The 20,587-nt window shown below is 65.1% G+C and carries 21 protein-coding genes; 14 read left to right on the top strand and 7 right to left on the bottom strand.

From position 1 onward, the window contains the following. The 3 genes from V6M63_RS06150 to V6M63_RS06140 form a co-directional block, all read right to left on the bottom strand. A partial coding sequence (locus V6M63_RS06150) for an HAD-IC family P-type ATPase (RefSeq protein WP_332740515.1) occupies positions 1-1,263 on the bottom strand: 1,263 nt, incomplete at its 3' end. A 67-nt stretch (positions 1,264-1,330) separates the two neighbouring features. Further along, complete coding sequence (locus V6M63_RS06145) at positions 1,331-1,726, bottom strand: hypothetical protein (RefSeq protein WP_332740513.1); 396 nt, start codon at positions 1,724-1,726, stop codon at positions 1,331-1,333. A 113-nt stretch (positions 1,727-1,839) separates the two neighbouring features. Then, positions 1,840-2,472 (bottom strand): methyltransferase domain-containing protein, encoded by a 633-nt coding sequence (locus V6M63_RS06140; RefSeq protein WP_332740511.1) that lies wholly within the window; start codon positions 2,470-2,472, stop codon positions 1,840-1,842. Between the two features lie 89 nt (positions 2,473-2,561). Here V6M63_RS06140 and V6M63_RS06135 point away from each other — a divergent pair, with 89 nt between their 5' ends. From V6M63_RS06135 to V6M63_RS06125, 3 genes are all read left to right on the top strand, one after another. Continuing rightward, complete coding sequence (locus V6M63_RS06135; RefSeq protein WP_332740509.1) at positions 2,562-3,941, top strand: FAD-containing oxidoreductase; 1,380 nt, start codon at positions 2,562-2,564, stop codon at positions 3,939-3,941. A gap of 94 nt (positions 3,942-4,035) precedes the next feature. Further along, positions 4,036-4,497 (top strand): rhodanese-like domain-containing protein, encoded by a 462-nt coding sequence (locus tag V6M63_RS06130; RefSeq protein WP_332740507.1) that lies wholly within the window; start codon positions 4,036-4,038, stop codon positions 4,495-4,497. A gap of 31 nt (positions 4,498-4,528) precedes the next feature. Beyond that, positions 4,529-5,518, top strand: a complete 990-nt coding sequence (locus tag V6M63_RS06125) for an MBL fold metallo-hydrolase (protein WP_332740505.1) — start codon at positions 4,529-4,531, stop codon at positions 5,516-5,518. 44 nt (positions 5,519-5,562) lie between these two features. On the opposite strand, the gene V6M63_RS06120 is transcribed toward V6M63_RS06125, so the two are convergent. Beyond that, the gene (locus V6M63_RS06120) at positions 5,563-6,030 is read right to left on the bottom strand and encodes a host attachment protein (protein WP_332740503.1); all 468 of its coding nucleotides are present in this window, start codon (positions 6,028-6,030) and stop codon (positions 5,563-5,565) included. A gap of 122 nt (positions 6,031-6,152) precedes the next feature. On the opposite strand from V6M63_RS06120, the gene V6M63_RS06115 reads away from it, so the two are divergent. The 4 genes from V6M63_RS06115 (at position 6,153) to V6M63_RS06100 (ending at position 8,145) form a co-directional block, all read left to right on the top strand. Continuing rightward, positions 6,153-6,401, top strand: a complete 249-nt coding sequence (locus V6M63_RS06115; protein ID WP_332740501.1) for a lipoyl domain-containing protein — start codon at positions 6,153-6,155, stop codon at positions 6,399-6,401. A gap of 103 nt (positions 6,402-6,504) precedes the next feature. After that, the gene (locus V6M63_RS06110; protein WP_332740500.1) at positions 6,505-6,969 is read left to right on the top strand and encodes an RT0821/Lpp0805 family surface protein; all 465 of its coding nucleotides are present in this window, start codon (positions 6,505-6,507) and stop codon (positions 6,967-6,969) included. Between the two features lie 392 nt (positions 6,970-7,361). Next, the gene (locus V6M63_RS06105) at positions 7,362-7,730 is read left to right on the top strand and encodes a DUF1428 domain-containing protein (RefSeq protein ID WP_332740498.1); all 369 of its coding nucleotides are present in this window, start codon (positions 7,362-7,364) and stop codon (positions 7,728-7,730) included. Between the two features lie 157 nt (positions 7,731-7,887). Then, entirely contained in the window at positions 7,888-8,145 is a 258-nt protein-coding gene (locus V6M63_RS06100; protein WP_056275206.1) for an SWIB/MDM2 domain-containing protein, read from the top strand. Positions 8,146-8,250: 105 nt separating this feature from the next. On the opposite strand, the gene V6M63_RS06095 is transcribed toward V6M63_RS06100, so the two are convergent. Both V6M63_RS06095 and V6M63_RS06090 read right to left on the bottom strand, forming a co-directional pair. Further along, positions 8,251-9,096: a hypothetical protein gene (locus V6M63_RS06095; RefSeq protein ID WP_332740486.1), complete on the bottom strand. Its 846-nt coding sequence runs from the start codon at positions 9,094-9,096 to the stop codon at positions 8,251-8,253. Between the two features lie 39 nt (positions 9,097-9,135). Continuing rightward, positions 9,136-11,004, bottom strand: coding sequence for a 7TM diverse intracellular signaling domain-containing protein (locus tag V6M63_RS06090; protein ID WP_332740484.1), 1,869 nt, complete (start codon positions 11,002-11,004; stop codon positions 9,136-9,138). Between the two features lie 148 nt (positions 11,005-11,152). Between V6M63_RS06090 and V6M63_RS06085 the strand changes: the two genes are divergently transcribed. Both V6M63_RS06085 and V6M63_RS06080 read left to right on the top strand, forming a co-directional pair. Then, the gene (locus tag V6M63_RS06085; protein WP_332740482.1) at positions 11,153-12,652 is read left to right on the top strand and encodes a hypothetical protein; all 1,500 of its coding nucleotides are present in this window, start codon (positions 11,153-11,155) and stop codon (positions 12,650-12,652) included. Between the two features lie 37 nt (positions 12,653-12,689). Then, on the top strand, positions 12,690-14,783 hold the full coding sequence (locus V6M63_RS06080; protein WP_332740480.1) for a cyclic nucleotide-binding domain-containing protein: 2,094 nt from the start codon (positions 12,690-12,692) through the stop codon (positions 14,781-14,783). Between the two features lie 50 nt (positions 14,784-14,833). Here V6M63_RS06080 and V6M63_RS06075 read toward each other — a convergent pair whose 3' ends face one another. Next, a complete protein-coding gene (locus V6M63_RS06075) occupies positions 14,834-15,769 on the bottom strand; it encodes a LysR family transcriptional regulator (protein WP_332740478.1) in 936 nt (311 codons plus the stop codon). A 123-nt stretch (positions 15,770-15,892) separates the two neighbouring features. On the opposite strand from V6M63_RS06075, the gene V6M63_RS06070 reads away from it, so the two are divergent. The 5 genes from V6M63_RS06070 (at position 15,893) to V6M63_RS06050 (ending at position 20,581) form a co-directional block, all read left to right on the top strand. Further along, entirely contained in the window at positions 15,893-16,852 is a 960-nt protein-coding gene (locus tag V6M63_RS06070) for a Bug family tripartite tricarboxylate transporter substrate binding protein (RefSeq protein ID WP_332740476.1), read from the top strand. A 32-nt stretch (positions 16,853-16,884) separates the two neighbouring features. Then, positions 16,885-17,346, top strand: a complete 462-nt coding sequence (locus V6M63_RS06065) for a tripartite tricarboxylate transporter TctB family protein (protein WP_332740474.1) — start codon at positions 16,885-16,887, stop codon at positions 17,344-17,346. 3 nt (positions 17,347-17,349) lie between these two features. Continuing rightward, positions 17,350-18,864 carry a tripartite tricarboxylate transporter permease gene (locus tag V6M63_RS06060; protein WP_332740472.1) on the top strand — a complete coding sequence of 505 codons (1,515 nt, stop codon included), beginning with the start codon at positions 17,350-17,352 and terminating at the stop codon, positions 18,862-18,864. 98 nt (positions 18,865-18,962) lie between these two features. Beyond that, positions 18,963-19,646: an RraA family protein gene (locus tag V6M63_RS06055; RefSeq protein WP_332740470.1), complete on the top strand. Its 684-nt coding sequence runs from the start codon at positions 18,963-18,965 to the stop codon at positions 19,644-19,646. Further along, a complete protein-coding gene (locus V6M63_RS06050; RefSeq protein WP_332740468.1) occupies positions 19,643-20,581 on the top strand; it encodes an NAD(P)-dependent oxidoreductase in 939 nt (312 codons plus the stop codon). The genes V6M63_RS06055 and V6M63_RS06050 overlap by 4 nt, the downstream gene beginning before the upstream one ends. Positions 20,582-20,587: the final 6 nt, after the last annotated feature.

The following is a 20,587-nucleotide window of genomic DNA, read 5'->3' as shown; positions in this document are numbered from 1 at the left end:
CCCTTCGGTCAGGGTGCCGGTCTTGTCGACGATCAGCGTGTCGACCTTGCGCAGGTTCTCGATGGCGGCGGCGTCGCGAAACAGCACACCGTGGGTGGCGCCACGACCGGTGGCCACCATGATGGACATGGGCGTGGCCAGCCCCAGCGCGCAGGGGCACGCGATGATCAGCACGGCCACCGCGTTGATGAGCGCATGCACCCAGCTCGGCTCGGGCCCGAACCAGCCCCAGACGAAAAAGGTGAGCAACGCCACCACCACGACCCCCATCACGAAGTAGCCCGCCACCTGGTCGGCCATGCGCTGCATGGGCGCGCGAGAGCGCTGCGCCATGGCGACCATCTGCACGATCTGCGAGAGCACGGTGGCAGACCCCACATGCTCGGACTTCATCACCAGGGCACCGCTGGTGTTGAGCGTGGCACCGATCAGCTTGTCGCCGACGCGCTTGGTCACCGGCAGCGGCTCGCCGGTGAGCATGGATTCATCCACCGCGCTGCTGCCTTCGACCACCGTGCCATCGGTGGGAACCTTCTCGCCCGGGCGCACGCGCAGCAGATCGCCCACATGCACATGGGCCAGCGGCACGTCTTCCTCCTGCCCTTCGGCCGTGATGCGCCGCGCGGTCTTGGGCGCCAGCCCCAGCAGCGAACGGATGGCCGCCGAGGTCTGTGAGCGCGCCTTGAGTTCCAGCAGTTGCCCCAGCAGGGTGAGCGAGATGATCACCGCCGCCGCTTCGAAGTACACCGCCACCCGCCCCATCGAGACGAACGACTCGGGGAACACCTGCGGAGCCACCGTGGCCACCACGCTGTAGACAAACGCCGACCCGGTGCCCAGGCTGATGAGGGTCCACATGTTGGGGCTGCGGTTCACCACCGACTGCGCGCCACGCACGAAAAACGGCCAACCGGCCCACAGCACGATGGGCACGGTGAGCACGAGTTCGATCCAGCTCTGGGTGGCCATCTCGAACCAGCCGAGGCTGTGGCCGAACATCGCCAGCACCGTGACCACCACCGTGAGGGGCAGGGTCCACCAGAAGCGGCGCTGGAAATCCAGCAGTTCGGGGTTCTCGGCCTCGTCCAGCGCGGGCATGACCGGCTCCAGCGACATGCCGCACTTGGGACAGTTGCCCGGGTGGTCCTGGCGAATCTCCGGGTGCATCGGGCAGGTGTAGACCGTGCCGGGTGCGGCCGGAGCCGGCACCGGAGCATGGCCGTGGGCATGCCCTGCGTGGGCGTGGTGGGTGTGTGCGTCCATGAGCGATCTCCTGCGTTGATGGCAAGAGCATGAGCTTGATCCTTGCCGCCGTGGCAAGGTCAAGGGTTCATCGGACAGGCGGTGTGGCCGTGGCTCCCTGCATGCGCTGCATCATCATGTCCATCATGGTCTGCATCATGTCCATGCGTTGCTCCAGCATCTGTTGACGCTGGGCCGGGTCCATGGGCATGCCCCGCCCCTGCATGCCCTGCATCGCGCCCATGCCGCCTTCCATGGCCTTCATGTGCTCGGCCATCAGCGCCTGGCGCTCTTCGGGGGTTTTGGCGTTCCTCATCTTGTCGCGCATCGCATGCATCGAATCCATGGAACCCTGCACGGCCATGGGCGCTGCGCCCGGGTGATGCGCAGGCGAGGCGTGGGGGCCGCGGAACCCTCCGGGGCCCGCGCAGGCGGCCAGCAAGGTGAGTGTGGACAGTGCGGTCAAGGTCTTCAGTGCAATCATCGTGATCTCCTGATGGGAAAGTCCCATGGCCTTGAGCATGCGCGCCTGAGCAGATGGCGCGTTGCGCCAGATCAAGAAAGGGCCACGAAATGTCGACCCCCCGGCCGCATGCCTCAGGGCTTGCGCGCGACGATGGTCGCGAACGACTTCACCGTGTCGCCCGGTGCTGCGAATGCCTGGTGCCTGGATTCGATCACCTGCCAGCCGGCCAACCGGGTCTCCAGGAAATCCTTCGCAAACAGGCAATGCGCCTCGGGGTCGAACATGTCCATGTAGGTCGTGCCCTCGACCAGCACGTTCACCACCATCGTGCCACCCGGCACCAGGTGCGCCTGCAGGTCGGCCAGCGCCTTGTGCGCCGTGGCGCAGTCCAGGAACATCAGCAGGCCGATGGAGACGATGGTGTCGAATTCGCCGCTCACGCTGTAGCGGCTGAGGTCGGCCACCTGCGCCTGCACCGGCAGGCCCTGGTCACTGGCCACCTGTTGCAGATGTGAAATCGCGACCTCGCTGGCATCGAGCGCGAGCACCGAACACCCCTGGCGCGCGGCGGCGAGGGCCAGGTTGCCCATGCCGCAGCCGAAGTCCAGCACCCGGCCCCGCAGGTGCGGCAGCGCGGCCTGCTCGAACGGGTTGAGCGCCGATTCGGTCTGGTGGATCTGCCGCTCGAACTGGCGGTCGAAGAAGTCGACGCTGCGGTTGCTGCTCATGGGTGCCTTGCTGTGCTGGTCTGACGTGTTGCGCATGGTAGGCGCAAGCGCATCGACAGGGTCGTGATCCGGGTCCATCATCGAATTCTTCGACCCGCCATCCACACGCCAAGGAGGACCCCGCCATGCCCGGTGAAGTTTTTGATGCCATCGTCGTCGGCGCCGGACAGGCCGGCCCGGCGCTGGCCGCGCGCTGTGCCCGCGAAGGCCTGCGCACAGCGGTGATCGAGCGCCACCATTTTGGCGGCACCTGCGTCAACGTGGGCTGCGTGCCGACCAAGACCCTGGTGGCCAGCGCGCGCGCCGTGCGCCAGGCGCAAAGGGGCGCCGAGTACGGTTTTGACGCGGGCGAGATCCGGGTCGACATGGCGCGCGTGAAGGCCCGCAAGGACGGCATCGTGCTGCACTCGCGCCAGGGGGTGGAGGCCTGGATGCGGGGTCTGGACCACACCGAGGTGATCACCGGTGACGCGCGCTTCGTGGCGCCCGCCACGCTGGAGGTGAATGGCCGCCGGCTCACCGCGCCACGCATCTTCCTCAACGTGGGCGGTCGCCCGGTGCGCCCCGATCTGCAGGGCATCGACGATGTGCCGACGCTGGACAACGCGTCGTTGATGGCGTTGTCCACCGTGCCCGAGCACCTGGTCATCGTCGGGGGCAGCTACATCGGCCTGGAGTTCGCGCAGATGATGCGCCGTTTCGGCGCCGAGGTGACGGTGGTGGAGCGCGCGGCACACCTGTTGCCACGCGAAGACGCCGACGTGTCCGACGGCATCCGCGAGATTCTCGAGGCCGAGGGCGTGCGCTTCGAACTCGAAGCCGAGTGCATGGCGCTGGCACGCAACGGCAAGCGCATCAGGGTGGGCGCGCAGTGCGCCGACGAACGTGCGCCCATCGAAGGCAGCCACGTGCTGCTGGCCGTGGGCCGGCGCCCCAACACCGATGGACTCGGCCTGGAGCATGCCGGCGTCCATCTCGACGACAAGGGCTACATCGAGGTGGACGACCAGTGCCGCACCAGCGCCGACGGCGTGTGGGCCGTGGGCGACTGCAACGGCCGGGGTGCCTTCACCCACACCGCCTGGAACGACCACGAGATCGTGGTGGCCAACCTGTTCGACAAGGACCCGCGCCGCCTCAGCGACCGCATTGCGTGCTACGCCCTCTTCATCGACCCGGCGCTGGGCCGCATGGGCATGAGCGAAACACAGGCGCGCGAAAGCGGACGCCCGGTGCTGATGGGCAAGATGGCGATGCAGAAAGTGGGCCGCGCACGCGAGGCCGGTGAGACCCAGGGATTCATGAAGGTGCTGGTGGATGCGGACTCGCGGCAGCTGCTGGGCGCGGCCATCCTCGGCCTCAACGGCGACGAGGTGGTCCACAGCCTGCTGGACCAGATGGCCGCTGGTGTGCGCTGCGACGTGATGGCGCGCACCATGCACATCCACCCCACGGTGTCGGAACTGCTGCCCACGCTGCTGCAGCAACTCAAGCCGCTGGACTGAAGGCCGCGAGTCGACATTGAACACTTCCCCAACCCTCCGCAGTTCGCTCACAATATCAGTACTTGCTAATTTACTTCCAGATAACGGAGACAACATGCGCCACCGACACATCGTTCTTTCGGTGCTGAGCACCGCCGCCCTGCTCGGCTCGACCGCGGCCCTGGCCAACAAGGCGGCCGCCATCGACGAAATGGAGGCCTACCTGGAGTTCGTGGACTACGGCGGTGGCGTGATCTTTGCCGAGCAGATCCCCAAGGACGACTGGAAGAAGTTCGTGCTGATCGACGCGCGCGACGCCGGGCAGTTTGCCAAGGGGCACATCCCGGGCGCCATCAACATGGACTGGCGCCAGGTGCTGGCCAAACGCAATTCGATCCCCAAGGACAAACCGGTGCTGATCTACTGCAACACCGGTTCGCTGTCGGCGCAAGCGGGGTTTGCGCTGCGCGTGGCGGGCTGGGACAACCTGCGCATCCTGCAAGGCGGCATGGAAGAGTGGAAAGCCAAGGGCGGCTTTGATGCCGCCACCCGCACCTCCGGCAGCGCAAAGCACTGACCCCCGAACCCCATCACCTGAGGAGCGCTCCATGTTCCCGTCATTGCCGAACCACGCGCACCCGATCGTGCGCCGCTGGCTGCTGCGTGCCCTTGCGTTGGGCCTCGCCGCACTGAGCCTGTCTGCCACGGCACAAGCCACGCCAGAGATGACGCCGCAGAAGGTCGGCCCCAACACCTGGTTCGTGCAAGGTCTGGCCGCGCTCGGTTCGCCGGCCAACCAGAACTTCATCAGCAACGCCGGCTTTGTGGTGGCGCCGCAGGGCGTGGTGGTGATCGATGCGCTGGGCTCACCCGCGCTGGCGCGCCGGCTGGTGCAGAAGATCGCCGAGATCACGCCCAAGCCGATCACCCACGTGGTGCTCACGCACTACCACGCCGATCACATCTACGGCCTGCAGGTGTTCAAGGAACTGGGTGCGCAGATCATCGCGCAGCAAGACGCGCGGACCTACCTGAACTCCGACACAGCGGCGCAACGCCTCGTGGCCTCGCGCACCGAGCTCGCGCCCTGGGTGGACGAGCACACCCGCCTGGTGCCGGCCGACCGCTGGCTCACCGACTCCACCACCCTGGAGCTGGCGGGCATGCGCTTCGTGGTGGAACGGGTGGGGCCATCGCACACACCGGAAGACCTGGCCATTCATGTGCCCAGCGAGCAGGTGCTGTTCGCCGGTGACCTCATGTTCAGCGGACGCCTGCCTTTCGTGGGCCAGGCCGACAGCGGCCAGTGGATCGCCTCGCTGGACCGCCTGCTGCGCTTTGACGTGCAGGTGGTGGTGCCCGGCCACGGCGCCGCGTCCACCGAGCCGCGCAAGGACATGGTGGTGATGCGCGACTACCTCAACTACCTGCGCACCACCATGGGCCAGGCCGCCAAGGACCTGGTGCCGTTTGAGGAGGCCTACAGCAACACCGACTGGAGCCGCTTCGAGCCCATGCCCATGTTCCGCTTTGCCAACCGCATGAACGCCTACAACACCTACCTGCTCATGGAGAAGGAGAGTCTGGGCGGGCGGTGAGCGCCTGCCAAGGTGCGAGCGCTCGGCGCCGACAGGTCATGGCGTCAGCGTGCTGGCATGCCCATCTCACGCGGCTCCCGCAACTCACGCAGACGGCTCTCGAGAGTCTGCGCGTCCAGATCGATGAAATCCGCGTCGTGCGTCCATTTCAACCGGTAGGCCACACCCTGGTTCAGACAGACCTTGATTTCGCTCAAAAGCGGGCTGGAGGCGATCAGCCAGAAGGTCTCGTATTCGCCATCAACCACACCTTCCTCCAGCCGCCGGGCCAGTTCGTGAGCGAAGTTGTGCACCCCCTTCTTGCGCATGCTCGAGTGCGGCTCGAAGTGCGCGGTGGGGCTGCTGTTGTCGCTGCTCCCATGGTCCAGGCGGTCGCGTTGTCGCTCGGCGCCCTTGAACCAACCGTCGGGGGAATCGACAGCCTCCAGCGCCATCAGCGGATCACCCACTCCGTTGCGACTGAAGAAACGGGCGAGTGACCCGTTGGCAACCAGAATCCACTGCTTTCTCATGACCAGTCCTTCCATGTTCGAGGGCACCCAATCTATGACCCGCGAGAGCACCAACCGTTGAGTTCGATCAATGCAGGTACACCCAGCCGCACGACAAGATGACGCCATGGCTGGAGAGCTTCATGAACGACGTGACCCTGGACCCTCTGTTGTGGTTGACGCTGGAAGCGGGCGATGAGGCGCTGTTGGAGCGGTGGATGGTGAGCGAGGGCGACGTGGTGCACGCGGGCGAGTTGCTGGCTCAGGTGCGGTTGGTGCAGCAAACGGTGGACATTGCTGCCCCCCACAGCGGCGTGCTCGAGTCCATCCTGGTTCCGGCGGGCGAGCGTTGTGGGCGCGGTGCGGTGCTGGCCCGCGTCATCCCCTTGTGAATGCCAATCTGCGCAGGCATTGAGCGTGCTCAAGCGCGCCGATTGCAGCCCGCACAGACTGAGAGCTCTGCTGCACGCAGCGACATTGCCCAACCCATTCGCCATGCACACATCTGCCCTGAAACGTTCGTTGCTCGTTGTGCTGGCCACCTTCAGTCTGGTGGCCTGCCAGGCCCCGGTGACCCAGGAGCAGAGCGGCATGGTGATCGGTGGTCTGCTCGGTGGTGCGGTGGGTTCGCAATTCGGCCACGGCAGTGGCCGAACGGCCGCCGTCATCCTGGGCACGCTCGCTGGCGTGGCCGTGGGCGGCACCGTGGGACGCTCCATGAACGAGCGTGACCGGTACATGACCGCGCAGGCCCTGGAGACCGTACGCACCGGCGTGCCCAGCCAATGGCTCAACCCGGACACCGGCTACCGCTACACCGTGGTGCCCACGCGCACCTACGGCAGCGACGAAGTCCCCTGCCGCGAATACCAGGTGAGCGCCGTGATCGGCGGGCGCGTGGAACAGATGTGGGGCACGGCCTGCCGCCAGCCCGACGGCAGCTGGCGCGCCCAGCCCTGACGGCGAGGTGATCCCTCGACGCCAGAACAGGCATGTTGTCGAGGAGGGATGTTGCGCCGGGTCATGGGCTCGAGGTTTTGATTACGGGGTTGCTCGGGAGGCAGTCTGATCAGACTCCGGGCCCATCCGAATGCCGTGCCTCGCCGATCCTCGGACGCAAGATCGGCCACCAGCGCCTTCTCGACACCCTCGGTCGCGGCCATGAACAATCCATAAAAGCCGAACAAGGCATACTGGCCCCAGCCATCCACGCCGACAAGTCCCATCAACAGGTAGAAGGCCCCGTAGGCGACATAGCCCCCGAGCAGGATTCGAGAGCGGCCCACCTGGTCAGACCATGCCGACAAGGGGGTGGGGGCGCGTCGACCGGTCAACCCAACAGGAGTGAAGACATGTCATACATCGACGGTTTCGTGATCGCGGTCCCCACCGCGAACAAGCAGAAGTTCATCGAGCACGCGCGCCAGTTCGACCCGATGTTCATCGAGCTGGGGGCCATCCGTGTGATCGAGGGTTGGGGCGACGACGTCCCCGACGGCAAAGTCACCGACTTCCGTCGCGCAGTCCAGGCCACCGCCGAAGAGACGGTGGCCTTTTCGTGGGTCGAATGGCCCGACAAGGCCACGCGCGACGCGGCCATGAAGAAAATGATGGAAGACCCGCGCATGGATCCGTCCACACCCGGCAACCTGCCCATGCCCTTCGACGGCAAACGCATGATCTTCGGCGGCTTCGAACAGGTGGTCGAAGTGAAGGCTTGAGCAGCCGGGGCGAAGCCGCCTCTGGGCGTGCCACGCAGTCATCGACGCGCTGCTGCTCCGGACAACAAGATTCCCGACCCCGCTTGCTCCGTGGCAGGCGGTTACAAAGGGATCGGAAGCACGCCCTAGAATCTTTGTTTCAACTCATGGATCTCAGATGACCACCGCCAAAAAGCAAACCGCATTCAACCGAGCCCTCACCCCCAGCGCCGAGCTGGCCGCTGTGATCGGTGCAACGCCGCAACCCCGCACCGAAGTTGTGAAGCTCATGTGGGAGTACATCAAGGCCAACAACCTGCAAAACCCGAAGAACAAGCGAAACATCCTGGCGGACGCCAAGCTCAAGGCCGTCTTCGGAAAGGATGAAGTCACCATGTTCGAGATGACCGGGCTGGTGGGCAAGCACCTGAGCTGACTGGAGACCACGGGTCCCTGCCCTCGTGACCCGGTGCCGTGCGAAGACGGTCGCTCGCATGAGCATGACAGTCAAACTCTGCCTTCGCGAGCATTCTGCGTGCGTTCAAAGCAAGCCCTGCTCGTCGCCCTCGGGGCGCATGTGCGGACCGGCCTGGGCCAACGCCATCCACACATGAAATGGCAAGCGTTCAACGGCACGGCGAGGCGCGGCGCGCGCCACCACCAACGAGCCGCGCTCCACCTGCAGCACGCCGCATTCGTGCGGCACTTCCTCTGGTTGAGCGATGGGTCGACCCCTGGCATCTTCACCCAACACGTACCAAACGGCACCAGCCATGGCCAGGTAGGCTGAGCGCTTGGCCGGTTTGCGAAGGTCGCCGAGCAGATCGGCACGGGTGACCTTGATCTCATGCACCACCGGTTCCAGGTAAGCCTCAACCGAGCTGCGGCGGATGGAGAACACATCGGGCATCGCCATGCACCAGGTGTGATCCTGGCCAGGCGCGGCCAGCCCGCTGGGCGAGAACACGTCCCAAGGCGGTGGAGGCTCCCGCATCTTCGGACACGCATCCACCGCCGGCACGCCCTGGTCATCAAACAGCGCGCGTGGCAATGGCACGCGCAGCATCAATCCCCGCCAAGCCAGGCGCCCCTCGCGGCCGAGTTGGTTGGCCACACGCTTGACCAGGTTTTCATGAGGATCGCGCGCGGATTGGTTCCCTGCATGGGCTTGCGCCAGAGCCTGGATGCCGGCGTCCGTCAGACGCAGCGATTCATGGCCATGGCTGCCCAGGCACCGCTCCAGCAGGCCGGCAGCGAGCAGTTCCACCTCCAGCATGTCCGCACATGGCCATCCAGCCGAGCGGTAGATTTCGCGCAAGCGGCGCATGTGCGCCCGCTTGATGGGCGGTGCGTTGGTGGAGCGAGCGGATTCAGGCTGTGCGTTCACGGCGTTTGCCAATGGCCAGGAGCCAACGGATCTGACCACCTATGTTTGTCCCGAGATTGCCGGTACCAGCACCCGTTGCTGTGCTGGATGAACCATCTCGGAGCATTCCACCGGCTCGGCAAAACCTTTCAAGGCCAGCGAGGGCAAGGGCCGGGCCTGAAGGATCCTGGCGATGTTCTTTGCCACCACGCTGCAGATGATGGTTTGCCCGCCCTGGGCCTGCGAGCACAACCGTGCAGCCAGGTTGGTCACATTGCCGATGGCGGCGTAGTCGCGCCGCCCTTCGAAGCCGATGGCGCCGATGGTCGCCACGCCCTGGGAAATGCCCACGCCCAGGGACAGGCTGTAGTTGCGCGCGGCCCAGGTGGTTTGCAGGGTCTCGAAACGCGACTGCATTTCCGTTGCCATGCGGCAGGCCTTGACGGCCGGGTCCGGCACCTCGACCGGGTCGTTGAAGAAGATCATCATCCCGTCGCCTGCAAAACGCTCCAGCGTGGCGCCGTGCGCCGCGATCAGTTCCCCCATCACCGCATGGAACTCGGCCAGCATGCGCATCACTTCGTCGGCGCCATGCTGCTGGGTGAAACTGGTGTAGCCGCGCAGGTCCAGGAACAGCACCACGATCTCGCGCTGGTGCGGGCGGTAGAGGTCCTTGTTGGGGGCCGAAAGCAGCCGGTCGGCCACGGCGGGAGAGAAGAAGCGCCGCAAGCGCTCGAGACGGTTGACCCGTGAGATGCGTTCGGCCAGCGCCAGCGACAGCATGATGGCGTCCACCAGCATGCCAAAGTCCACGGCTCGGAACGTGGCGAAGGTATATGGCAAGGCGCCAAGCACCGTCAATGCCGTGGTGGCGGAACCGATCAGGCCGGCCGCGGTGGCCGCCAGGTAGTACTTGGCAGCACCGTTGCCCTGCTTCATGGCAATGAAGCCGAGACACAGAACGAAGACCGAATAGATGACGATCCAGTTGACGGCATTGCGCGCATGCGAGCCGTAACCGCCGGGAAGCGTCGCCAAACAGAACACGACAAACACGATCAGGAATCCCTGCCATGCTTTGTAGGCGCGCGGAAGCTTGTTCTTCAGGTCCAGGAACACGCTGGCAAACACCAGCCCTGACAGCGCAAAGAAGTAGGAAAACAGGGAATGCGCCCAGTTGGACAGCTCGGGCCACTCGCGATACCACAGGCCGAAGGCGTGGCCGTTGTACACCGAGTGCAACGCCACAAATGCACCCACATAGGCGCAGTACGCCAGGTACATCGGCTCTCGCACCGAGAGGTACAACATGAGGTTGAAGGCGATCAGCGCAAGCAAGGCGCCATAGAAAAAACCAAAATAAGCCGCTTCACCGGACGCCAATGGATTGAACGCGCTCCGGTCCAGCATCGACATGACGACAAACAAGGTGTCCCGGCTTGCGATGCGCACGACCAACGTGCTTGGGCCGGGCGGCAACACCAGGTTGAAGTTGATCTGCCGCCGCTGTTCCGCGCGCTGCGCAAAAGGCAGGGTGTCGCCGCCGATCTGGGTCTGCAGCTGCCCATTGGCATCGACCAGGGTGACTTGCACTTCGTCGAGCCAGGTGGGCTCGAACAGCAGCAGGCGTTCCAGCGGATTCTTGTCGAGGTTGTCCAGGGGGACAACCAGCCAATAAGCCGCATCCGTGAAACCAAAATTGATCGCGCCACTGCCCGGGCCCGACGGCACCCCCAAGGGCGACTTCAGGATTTGCTCGACGGTCTTGTTCTTGCCGGCATCCTCGACAACGTGCACCCACGGGTTCAAGGCCACCTCTTTTGTGCTGGACGACACGATGAGCCTGGCATCTTGCGCTGCGGCGGGTGGCGCGCACCAGGGCAAGACACACAGGGCGATCCAGAGAACGCGGGCGAGGAAGGCAGCCATGGGATTGGAAGGAAGGCTGAAACGCCTACTTTAAGGGCAAGGGCAGCTGAGGCTCGCCAAAGACATCGGGCGGCCTGCCTTCAGGGTATGCTCCCACCGATCGCCAAACCGCCGGGGTCACTCACTCCAAACATTGAGGAGACTCCGCATGGACAAGACCTTGTCGGACCAGCCCGAGCTCGCTGCCGACCAGTTTCTCTACGAGCGCCGCGGCCCCTGGCCCCAGCCCAGCCCCTCGTACCCGATGGCGAATGCGCCGGAAGTCCTGAACATCCCGCCAATGGAAACGATGCTCTGGACACAGGCCATCGGTTCGCGCTACTTCCAGACGGAGATCGGCTTCCCCGGCGCGGCGGCGGCCAATGCGGTGGCGGGCGGCCAGCTGGAGATCCCGTCCGATGCCGAGTTCGTCAGGATGATGACCAGTTCGGTGTTTGCGCGCTCGCTCAGACAGGTCGCGGGCAGCGACACCTGGCTCTCCGACTTCTATGCCATGGAGCTGATGGCAGGCGACACGGTGCCCGGCACCTATGTGCGGCGGGTCACTTGTGTGTTCGGGCGCAACGCCGGCCAGTTTTCCTGCACGAGGATCGACGTGGCGATCCCGACCGGGATGCCGCTCGAAGTGTCGCCTTCCGACCCGGCCTGGAACCTGGCCAAGGCCTATGCCCTGCAAGGGGCGTCCTACGTCGGCATGTTCGTGGTGCACCCGGCCCTGCATTTCCCGATGGACACCGTCAACGCGATCACCAAGACCGCTGTACCGCGCAACCACCCGCTGTTCCAGCTGCTGCATCCGCACAGCGCTTATGCGTTGGCCGTGAACAACGCTGTTCTTGAAACGGAAGACGGCGTCCTCAGCAGCAACCCGCAAGGCACCTGGTTTGATCCGCTCACCGCCTCGGGTCTGGTGATCAAGCGCCTGTTCGGCGCTGGCTACGCGGGTCTTCCCGATCCTCCGGGCCTGTACCCGCAATACGACTACATGAACCCCTGGATGGATGGCAGCCTGCCCTACGGACACTGCCTGCGTTTGTATTTCGATGCGTTCCTGGGCTTCTGCGAAACGATCGAGAAAGAGATCCGGGCCGCCAACCCGAACGACACCTACGTGGAGCGTTGGGCGAACTACATCAGCGCACAGCTTCATGGATTTCCCGATGGAAAGGCGATTCTCCGGCCCGGTGTCCTGACCAGGGCGCTGGCGGTCTACATGTGGGACGTGACGGTATCGCACGCCGCCGATCACTACAGTTACACCCACGACGTCGCGCCCGCAACGCCCGGCGTTGCGGGCACCACCCTGGCGGCCTGGAAATTTCTCCGGCTGCGGGTGCCACCGCCCCAACACCTGTCCGATGGCGCTGACGTGAAGCTGGTGGGTGACGTGTGCCCCCCCGATGATTTGTACCGGGCCGAGATGACACAGGAACTGTTCTTGAAACCCGCAACGATCTTTCCGAACCTGGTGCAGACCACGTACGCTTTCACCTCGCTGCCGTTGCTGCAGGCGCAAGAGAAGTTCCATGCGGATCTGCGCCTGGTCGCGGGCAAGGTGGCTGCCGTGATGCCCAACTTCATGCCGCTTGAGGTGTCGGACACCATGAAAGACTATTCCCGCACCATCTCGGCCAGCGTCCAGTACTAGCGCACAAGGCGGTTGGCGCAAGCCCCTGGCACACCCGATGCTGAAACCCTTCACCACCGGGCTTGAAACCCTGGGCAGCAGCCTCCCCATCACCCTGGGGGCGCTGGGCTTCCTGGCCTACAAGATCGGCCCCGAGATGACGGCGCCCCTGATGCTGGCGATGTTCGGGGCGATCGCGATCACCAACCTGTGCGCCGCTTTCTCGCAGCGCCCCCTGACCTACTACACGCGCTTCTTCGAGGTTTCGCTGCTGGCGGGCTTCATCGACAGCTTTGTGCCGCGGCTGGACACATGGGGCCTGACGGATACCCCGGTGACCCGCCTGACACTGGTGGTGATGGTCTGCATTGGCGCGGCAGTGCTGCAACCCGTTTTCTACGCGCTCAGACTCCAACGCATGACGCGCTTCATACCGGCGCCGGTGTTCGCCGGTTTCCTCAACGCCACCGCGCTGATATTGCTCCTCACCCAGGGAGGGCTGATCCTGGCCCTGCTGGCCGGCCCGTTCGGTGCGGCCTGGCCTTCGCTGGTGATCGCCGCGGTCTGTTTCGGGGTCGCTTACGCGGCGCGCAGCTTCAACCGCAAGCTGCCCGCCGGCGTGCTGGGCCTGGTGGCGGCCAGCGCAGTGGCCTACCTCTTCACGCGATGGGGGCATCCGTTGCCTTCCATTCTCCCGTCCGACACGCAATGGGTGTTGCCTGTTGCCTTGCTGGACTGGAGCGTTCTGGATCCGTCCCGGGGCGCCTTGGGTTCCGTGCTGCTGCACATGGCGGTGGCAAGCACCTTGCTGGGGGTGGTGATTTTCCTGAACACCATCACGGCCGTCGAGACGGTTTCGCAGGCGGACGACAAGCCGCTGCCTGACAGGCGGCAGCTGATGTTGCTGTCCGCGGGGAAGATCTTCGGCGCCTGCCTGGGCTCCGTGCCCATCAGCGGCACCTCCAGCGCGGCCATCGTCGCCATGCGGTCGGGCGGACTGAGCCCGGGCTCGCTGATCGTGTTTTCGATGCTGGCGCTGCTGTTTTACGGCCTGGGCGTCCTGGCCTGGGTGCCCGGCGCGGCGGTGATCGGCCTGCTGTTGTTCCTGATCCGGGACCTGACGGACGTACCCAGTGTGGTGTTGGCCTGGCGCTATCTGTTTCAGCCCCGCGCGCGCCAGGCCATCGGTCCCATGCAGCGTGAAGACCTGTTGATCGTGGTGCTGGTGACGCTGTTCGGCGCGATGGTCAACATGGTGGCCGCCTTGCTGGCCGGCATGGTGCTGGGTCTGGTCTTGTTTGCCCGGCGCAACGGCAAAAGCCCGATCAAGGACGTGCACGACGGCCGCGTCTGGCGCTCGAACTGCGCGCGCTCCGCCAGCGACACGGCGCTGCTGACGCTGCACGGCGAGCGCATCCTGAGCCTGCGGCTGCAGGGGGCGCTGTACTTTGGTGTGGCGCGAACTCTGCGCACCGACATCGAGGCCCTGTTGCCGCATCGGGCGCAGCCGCAGTGGCTGATCCTGGACTGGCGTGCCGTGGTCTCGCACGACACCACGCTGGCCCTCATGCTGGAGCGCTTCGAGAAATCCGTGGCGCTGCGTGGCGTTCGCGTGCTGCACTGTGCCCGGGCGGGCGACAGCACGGCCTATGCCGACATGGACCGCGCCCTGGAAGTTTGCGAGAACGAGCTGCTGGACGAACAACGTCCCCGTGCGGATGGGCAGGACAGCGATGTTTCCTACCTGCACGCCCTGGTCGGCGACCTGGACCCAGCCGCGCAGGCACTGGTGCTGGACTGTTTTGCGCGCCGCCACTACGCAGCCGGTGAGCATCTGTTGACCAAGGGGGAGCGCACGCGCGATCTGCACGTGGTGGCCAGCGGCCGGGCCGACGTGCTGATTCAGGGCGGCACGATTCGCCTGGCAGGCGTGAACAGCGGCGCCATCCTGGGCGAGATGGGGTTTCTGGATGCCTCCCCGCGCGCTGCCGACGTGGTGGCCGTCGAGCCCCTGGTCTCGCTGACGATGAGTCGGGAAAGGTTCGAAGCCCTCAGCCAGCAGCACCCTGAAGTGGCGCAGCAAATCATGCAGAGCCTGTGCACGGAATTGGCCAGCCGCCTGCGTCTGCTGCACCAGCTCATATCGCGTTAGCGCGCAACGCGACACCACGCGCCCCACAGCCGGGCTTGCCTTGCGTCCTTTCAGGCAGGCCTGCGATGGGCTCGGATTTTGTTCTCGGCATCCAGCATGTGGGCTGAGGCCGAGCGCTCGAAGACCTCAATCAATCGCATGGCGGCTGGCGACAGAAAACTGTTGGAACGGTAGGTGACCACCAGCCTGCGTCGCATGGACGACCCTCTGATGGGGACTTCCTTCAGCCCGGGAATCCGGTTGGAGCCCAGCAGGTGGTACCGGGAAATGAAGCTGAGCAAGCCGGTCTGCACGATCAGGGCCGGCAGCATCAACAGCATGGTGGTTTCCACCTGAACGTGAGGGCGGGGCAGGCCCTTTCGGTCGAACGTGTGATCCAGCCAGTCGCGTGTCGGCGCGCCAGGCGGTTGCAAGGCCCAGCGATAACCCGTGAGGTCTTTGAGGTTCTTGGCGCTGTGAAACACCTCGTGCTGTTCGCTGGCGGCCACGACGATCATGTCCTCCGCGAGCAGCTTCGACTGGTAGCCCTGCTCGGTGCCGCTCTCGGTTCCGACCATCAGGTCAAGCTCCCCGGCGCGCAGCTGGGGCTGGAGCGTATCGATGAGTCCGACAACGGTCCGCAAGGTCACATCCGGAGCCTCCAGGAGCAAGTCCCGTGCAACCGAAGGCAGCAAAGCCTGCGCCGCCGTCGGCACGATGCCCAGGCGCACATGCCCCGTCAGTCCGGCGCCGATGGCGGTGAGTTCGCGGCGGGCATCTTCCACGTCGAAGCGCATTCTTCGTGCCCATTTCAACAGGACCTTGCCTGCCTCGGTGAGCCGAATGCCGCGCCCGGATTTCTCGAACAAGGCCGCACCGTAATCCGCTTCCAGGCGCCGGACGCTGCTGGTCAACGCGGGTTGGGTTCGGTGCAGTTTCTCGGCGGCGCGCCCCATGTGCTGCAGCTCGGCGATGGCCTCGAAGTAACGCAGGTCGCGCAGGTCCATTGCAAAAGTCCTGTTTATGAGTTTCAAGAAATTATCGATTGGACCGATTGTCGTCGTGTTTCAACAATCTGCACTCCCGTCAACGCTGCGTCATGACGGCGCAGAAAAACATTTGGAGACAACATGAAGACATCACGGCGCCTGCTGCTCGCGCTGGCTACCAGCGTTCTGGCCACCTCGGCTTTTGCTCAAGCCAGCTATCCGGACAAACCCATCAAGTTCATCGTGCCTTTCCCTCCGGGCGGTGGCACGGACATCATCAGCCGGGTGATCAGCGACAAGCTTTCGACCACGCTGGGTTGGAAGATCGTGATCGAGAACAAGGCGGGTGCCGGGGGCACGCTCGGTCTGGACGCAGCGGCCAAGGCCAGGCCCGATGGCTACACCATGGTCATGGGGCAGACCAGCAACATGTCCATCGCACCATCGCTGATGTCCGGTCTCCCTTACGACCCGGTCAAGGACTTTTCACCGGTGACCCTGGTCAGCGAGGTGCCACTGGCCATCGCGGTGGGCGCCGATTCGCCGATCAAGACCTTTGCCGATCTCGTGAACGCCGCCAAGGCGGATCCGGGCAAGTTGTTGATGGCCTCGCCCGGCAACGCCACCGTGGCGCACCTGACCGGTGAGTACATGCAGAAGGCCGTGGGTATCAGCTACAAGCATGTGCCCTACAAGGGAACCGCCCAGGCACTGCCGGATGTGATCAGCGGCCGGGCCACGTTCTTTGTGGCCTCGGTGGAATCGGTGCGAGGCCCTATCAAGGCCGGTCAGTTGCGTCCCATCGCCGTGACCACGGCCAAGCGCATCGCCGAGTGGCCCAGCGTGCCCACCGTAGCCGAGTCGGGCTTCCCCGGTTTTGCCGCGGTCACCTGGTTCGGCATTGCCGTGCCTGCCGGCACACCCGAGTCCGTCGTGTCGCGACTGAACACCGAAATCACGAAAGTGCTGCAGGCGCCCGACGTGAACGAAAAACTCAGTGGTGACATCGTCACCGGGCCCGCTGCGTTTGCCGCCGCGGTCAAGAGCGACCACGACAAGTGGGCGGGTGTCATCAAGGACGCCGGTATCAAGGGTCAGTGAGCCCGCTCATCGGCGCCCGAAAGCAGACCGGCATGAGCACCCGATTTCACAACAACCGCGACGCACTGGCCGGCCTGCTCTTCATGGCGCTGGGCGCCATCGGCTTCTTCGTCGCGCTGTCCTACCCGTTCGGCAGTCTCCAGGAGATGGGGCCGGGCTTCTTCCCGCGTGTTCTGGGTGTGATGCTGGTCGGGTTTGGCATCGCCACCCTGGTCAAGGGCCTGCGGTCCGGCGAGCCGGTCGAAGGCGCATGGAGCTGGCTGCCACTGCTGATGCTGGCGGCTTCGTTGATCGCGTTCGGCTGGCTCATGGAGCGCTTCGGACTCCTGCCCGCGCTGGTCGTTCTGATCGTGACGAGCGCCCGGGCGGGCAAGGAGTTCCGCTGGAAAGAAACCGCCGTCCTCACTGTGGTCCTGTGCCTGATGGCTGTGGGGATCTTTGTCTGGGGACTGGGGCTGCCCTATTCCTTGTTTTCGTTCGAACCGGGGCACTGATCCATGGATGTCATTTCGCATCTCTCGCTCGGGTTTGGTGTCGCGCTGACACTTCAGAACCTCGCCTACTGTTTCCTGGGCGTCCTGCTGGGCACCCTGATCGGTGTGCTGCCGGGCGTCGGTCCGCTGGTGACGATCGCGATGCTGCTGCCGATCACGTTCGGACTCGATCCGGTGAGCTCGCTGATCATGCTCGCGGGCATCTTCTACGGCGCGCAGTACGGTGGCTCGACCACCGCGATCCTGGTCAACATGCCCGGCGAAGCCTCTTCCGCCGTGACGGCGATCGACGGCTACCAGATGGCCCGGCAGGGCCGCGCGGGCCCGGCACTCGCGATTGCGGCGATCTCCTCGTTCGTGGCCGGCACGATCTCCACGCTGGTGGTGGCCCTCTTTGGTCCGCTGATCGGCACCTGGGCGCTGGAATTCGGCGCCGCGGAATACTTCTCCCTGATGTTCATGGGCCTGGTGTTCTCGGCCGTGCTGGCGCATGGCGACCTCGTCAAATCGCTGGCCATGGTGGCCGCCGGCCTGATGCTGGGCATCGTGGGCACCGACGTGACATCGGGCTTGCCGCGCTTCTCGTTCGGCCTGTCGGAGCTGCTCGATGGCGTGGGGTTCACCGTGATCGCCGTGGGCCTCTTCGCCGTTGCCGAGATCGTCCAGAACGTCTCCAGGACCGAGAAGGTCGAGATTTTCTCCAAGGACGTCAAGAACCTGATGCCCACCTGGGCGGACATGACGGCGGCCTGGAAACCCACCTTGCGCGGCACCGCGCTGGGTTCGTTCTTCGGCGCGCTGCCGGGCATCACAGCCTCCGTAGCGTCGTTCTCCGCCTACATGCTGGAGAAGAAGCTGGCCAAGGACCCATCCCGATTCGGAAAAGGTGCCATCGAAGGGGTCGCGGCGCCCGAGGCGGCCAACAACGCCGCCGCGCAGACCCACTTCATCCCGACCTTGATACTGGGCATCCCGGCCACGGCCGTCATGGCGCTCATGCTCGGCGCGCTGACCATGCAGGGCATCCAGCCCGGCCCCGAGGTCATGAACTCAAGGCCCGAACTGTTCTGGGGCCTGGTCGCGAGCATGTTCGTTGGCAACGCAATGCTGCTGGTGCTCAACCTGCCGCTGGTGGGACTGTGGGCGCGCCTGACCCAGGTGCCGTATCGCTGGTTGTTCCCGGCCATCATGATGTTCGCCGCGCTGGGCAACTACAGCCTGAACAACAGCGCCATGGACGTCTACCTGTGCGCCGCCACCGGCATCCTGGGCTACGTCATGGCCAGGCTCGAATGCCATCCCGCGCCGCTGATCCTGGGCTTTGTGCTCGGGCCGATGCTGGAAGAGAACCTGCGTCGCGCCTTGCTGATGTCGGACGGCAGCTTCGCGGTCTTCGTCACGCGCCCGATCAGCCTCACCTTCCTCCTCGTTACTTGCGCGCTGTTCCTCGCCATGGTGCTGCCATCGGTGCGCCGCCGGCGCGATCTGGCAACCGCTGGCGACGGAGGTACGGACTGAATGGTCGACACCCATCGCCACGCCAATCCGGTCAAACACGCCAGGTCCAGTCACCGCATCCGCGTTCAACGCTCCATTCATCCCATCAAGGAACCCCCATGTCTCTTCCCGACATCATCAAAGACTTCCCGCGTATCGAACCGGAATTGGTGACGCAAGCGGCCCGGTACCAGCCGGCCATCTTCTCGGACATCAACGGTCGCCGAGGCGCGCTGCACGGCCGCATCAAGGCGCTGCGCCCGCGCATGAAGGTGGCCGGCCCGGCGTTCACCGTGGAGGTGCGCCCCGGCGACAACCTCATGATCCACGCAGCGATGGCGCTCGCCAAACCCGGTGACGTGCTGGTGATCGACGGCAAGGGGGACCAGACTTCGGCGCTCATGGGCACCATCATGATGACGGCCTGCCGCCAGCTGGGCCTCGCCGGCGTGGTGATGGACGGCGCGGTGCGAGACTGCCTGGAGATCGACGAGATGGATTACCCGGTCTTCGCGGTCGGCACCAACCCCAACGGGCCGACCAAGCAGATCGGTGGGCGCATCGGCCACCCGGTCAGCGTGGGCGGCGTGACGGTGCGCCCCGGTGACTTCGTCATTGGCGACGGCGACGGCGTGGTGGTGATCGAGCGCGAGAAGCTGGCCGAACTCCTGCCGCTGGCCGAACACAAGGTCAAGGCCGAAGCCAAACGCATCGAGCAGATCAAGCAGGGCAACACCTCGGCGTCGTGGCTCAACGCTTCGCTGGTGGCCGCTGGCGTGCTCAAAGAGGGGGAACCACTGTGAACGCGCGACCGGTCATCCTCGTCACCGGGGCCGATCTGGCTTCCCAGGCCTTGGCCTTGCTGGGCGACTATGAAGTCGTGTTTGCTGGCAAGACTCCGCAACTGGCCGATGTGGTGGCGCTGGCCCGCCGGCACAACCCGGTGGGCATCATCGTGCGCTACAGCGGCGTGAACGCCGAGGTGATGGACGCTGCGCCCGCGCTGCGCGTGATCTCCAAACATGGCAGCGGCACCGACACCATTGACAAGGCCGCAGCGGCAGAGCGTGGCATTGCCGTGACGGCCGCCGTGGGAGCCAACGCGGCGGCCGTGGCCGAACAGGCCATGGCGCTGCTGCTGGCCTGCGCCAAGTCGGTCGTGCAACTGAACCAGCGCATGCACGACGGCCACTGGGACAAGGCCACGCACAAGAGCCTGGAGCTGAGTGGGCGCACGGTTGGCCTGGTGGGTCTGGGCGCCATCGGCCTGCGCTTTTCGAAGATGGCCGACGCCGTGGGCATGCGCGTGATCGGCTTCGATCCTTTTGCGAAGAACCTGCCGGCTTGCGTGACCGCTGTGGACCTGGACACCATCTGGCGCGAGGCCGACGCAATCTCTCTGCATTGCCCCCTCACACCCGAGAACAAGGGCCTGATCAACGAGCAGACCTTAGCCCGGTGCAAGCCGGGGGTGATCGTGGTGAACACCGCGCGCGGCGGACTGATCGACGAGCCCGCGCTCTTGGCCGCTGTGCAATCGGGCCAGGTCGGCATGGCTGGGCTCGACAGCTTCTGCATCGAGCCCATGACCGTCCCCCACGTCTTCCACCACCAGCCGGGTTTCGTCCTCAGCCCCCACATCGGCGGCGTGACCAGCGATGCCTACGTGAACATGGGTGTTGCTGCGACCCGCAACACGTTGGACGTTCTAAGGACCGTGGTCAGCGCCACTCATTGACCTTTC

This window comes from Hydrogenophaga sp. (assembly GCF_036675665.1).
Lineage (GTDB): Bacteria > Pseudomonadota > Gammaproteobacteria > Burkholderiales > Burkholderiaceae_C > Hydrogenophaga.
This window is presented reverse-complemented; position numbering and strand designations above follow the sequence as displayed.

Coding starts and splice junctions, on each gene's coding strand:
- V6M63_RS06070 (WP_332740476.1), top strand. CDS start 15,893: ATGAAGACATCACGGCGCCTGCTGCTCGCGCTGGCTACCAGCGTTCTG.
- V6M63_RS06110 (WP_332740500.1), top strand. CDS start 6,505: ATGCACACATCTGCCCTGAAACGTTCGTTGCTCGTTGTGCTGGCCACC.
- V6M63_RS06130 (WP_332740507.1), top strand. CDS start 4,036: ATGCGCCACCGACACATCGTTCTTTCGGTGCTGAGCACCGCCGCCCTG.
- V6M63_RS06090 (WP_332740484.1), bottom strand. CDS start 11,004: ATGGCTGCCTTCCTCGCCCGCGTTCTCTGGATCGCCCTGTGTGTCTTG.
- V6M63_RS06105 (WP_332740498.1), top strand. CDS start 7,362: ATGTCATACATCGACGGTTTCGTGATCGCGGTCCCCACCGCGAACAAG.
- V6M63_RS06075 (WP_332740478.1), bottom strand. CDS start 15,769: ATGGACCTGCGCGACCTGCGTTACTTCGAGGCCATCGCCGAGCTGCAG.
- V6M63_RS06140 (WP_332740511.1), bottom strand. CDS start 2,472: ATGCGCAACACGTCAGACCAGCACAGCAAGGCACCCATGAGCAGCAAC.
- V6M63_RS06080 (WP_332740480.1), top strand. CDS start 12,690: ATGCTGAAACCCTTCACCACCGGGCTTGAAACCCTGGGCAGCAGCCTC.
- V6M63_RS06145 (WP_332740513.1), bottom strand. CDS start 1,726: ATGATTGCACTGAAGACCTTGACCGCACTGTCCACACTCACCTTGCTG.
- V6M63_RS06085 (WP_332740482.1), top strand. CDS start 11,153: ATGGACAAGACCTTGTCGGACCAGCCCGAGCTCGCTGCCGACCAGTTT.
- V6M63_RS06120 (WP_332740503.1), bottom strand. CDS start 6,030: ATGAGAAAGCAGTGGATTCTGGTTGCCAACGGGTCACTCGCCCGTTTC.
- V6M63_RS06055 (WP_332740470.1), top strand. CDS start 18,963: ATGTCTCTTCCCGACATCATCAAAGACTTCCCGCGTATCGAACCGGAA.
- V6M63_RS06060 (WP_332740472.1), top strand. CDS start 17,350: ATGGATGTCATTTCGCATCTCTCGCTCGGGTTTGGTGTCGCGCTGACA.
- V6M63_RS06065 (WP_332740474.1), top strand. CDS start 16,885: ATGAGCACCCGATTTCACAACAACCGCGACGCACTGGCCGGCCTGCTC.
- V6M63_RS06125 (WP_332740505.1), top strand. CDS start 4,529: ATGTTCCCGTCATTGCCGAACCACGCGCACCCGATCGTGCGCCGCTGG.
- V6M63_RS06135 (WP_332740509.1), top strand. CDS start 2,562: ATGCCCGGTGAAGTTTTTGATGCCATCGTCGTCGGCGCCGGACAGGCC.
- V6M63_RS06115 (WP_332740501.1), top strand. CDS start 6,153: ATGAACGACGTGACCCTGGACCCTCTGTTGTGGTTGACGCTGGAAGCG.
- V6M63_RS06100 (WP_056275206.1), top strand. CDS start 7,888: ATGACCACCGCCAAAAAGCAAACCGCATTCAACCGAGCCCTCACCCCC.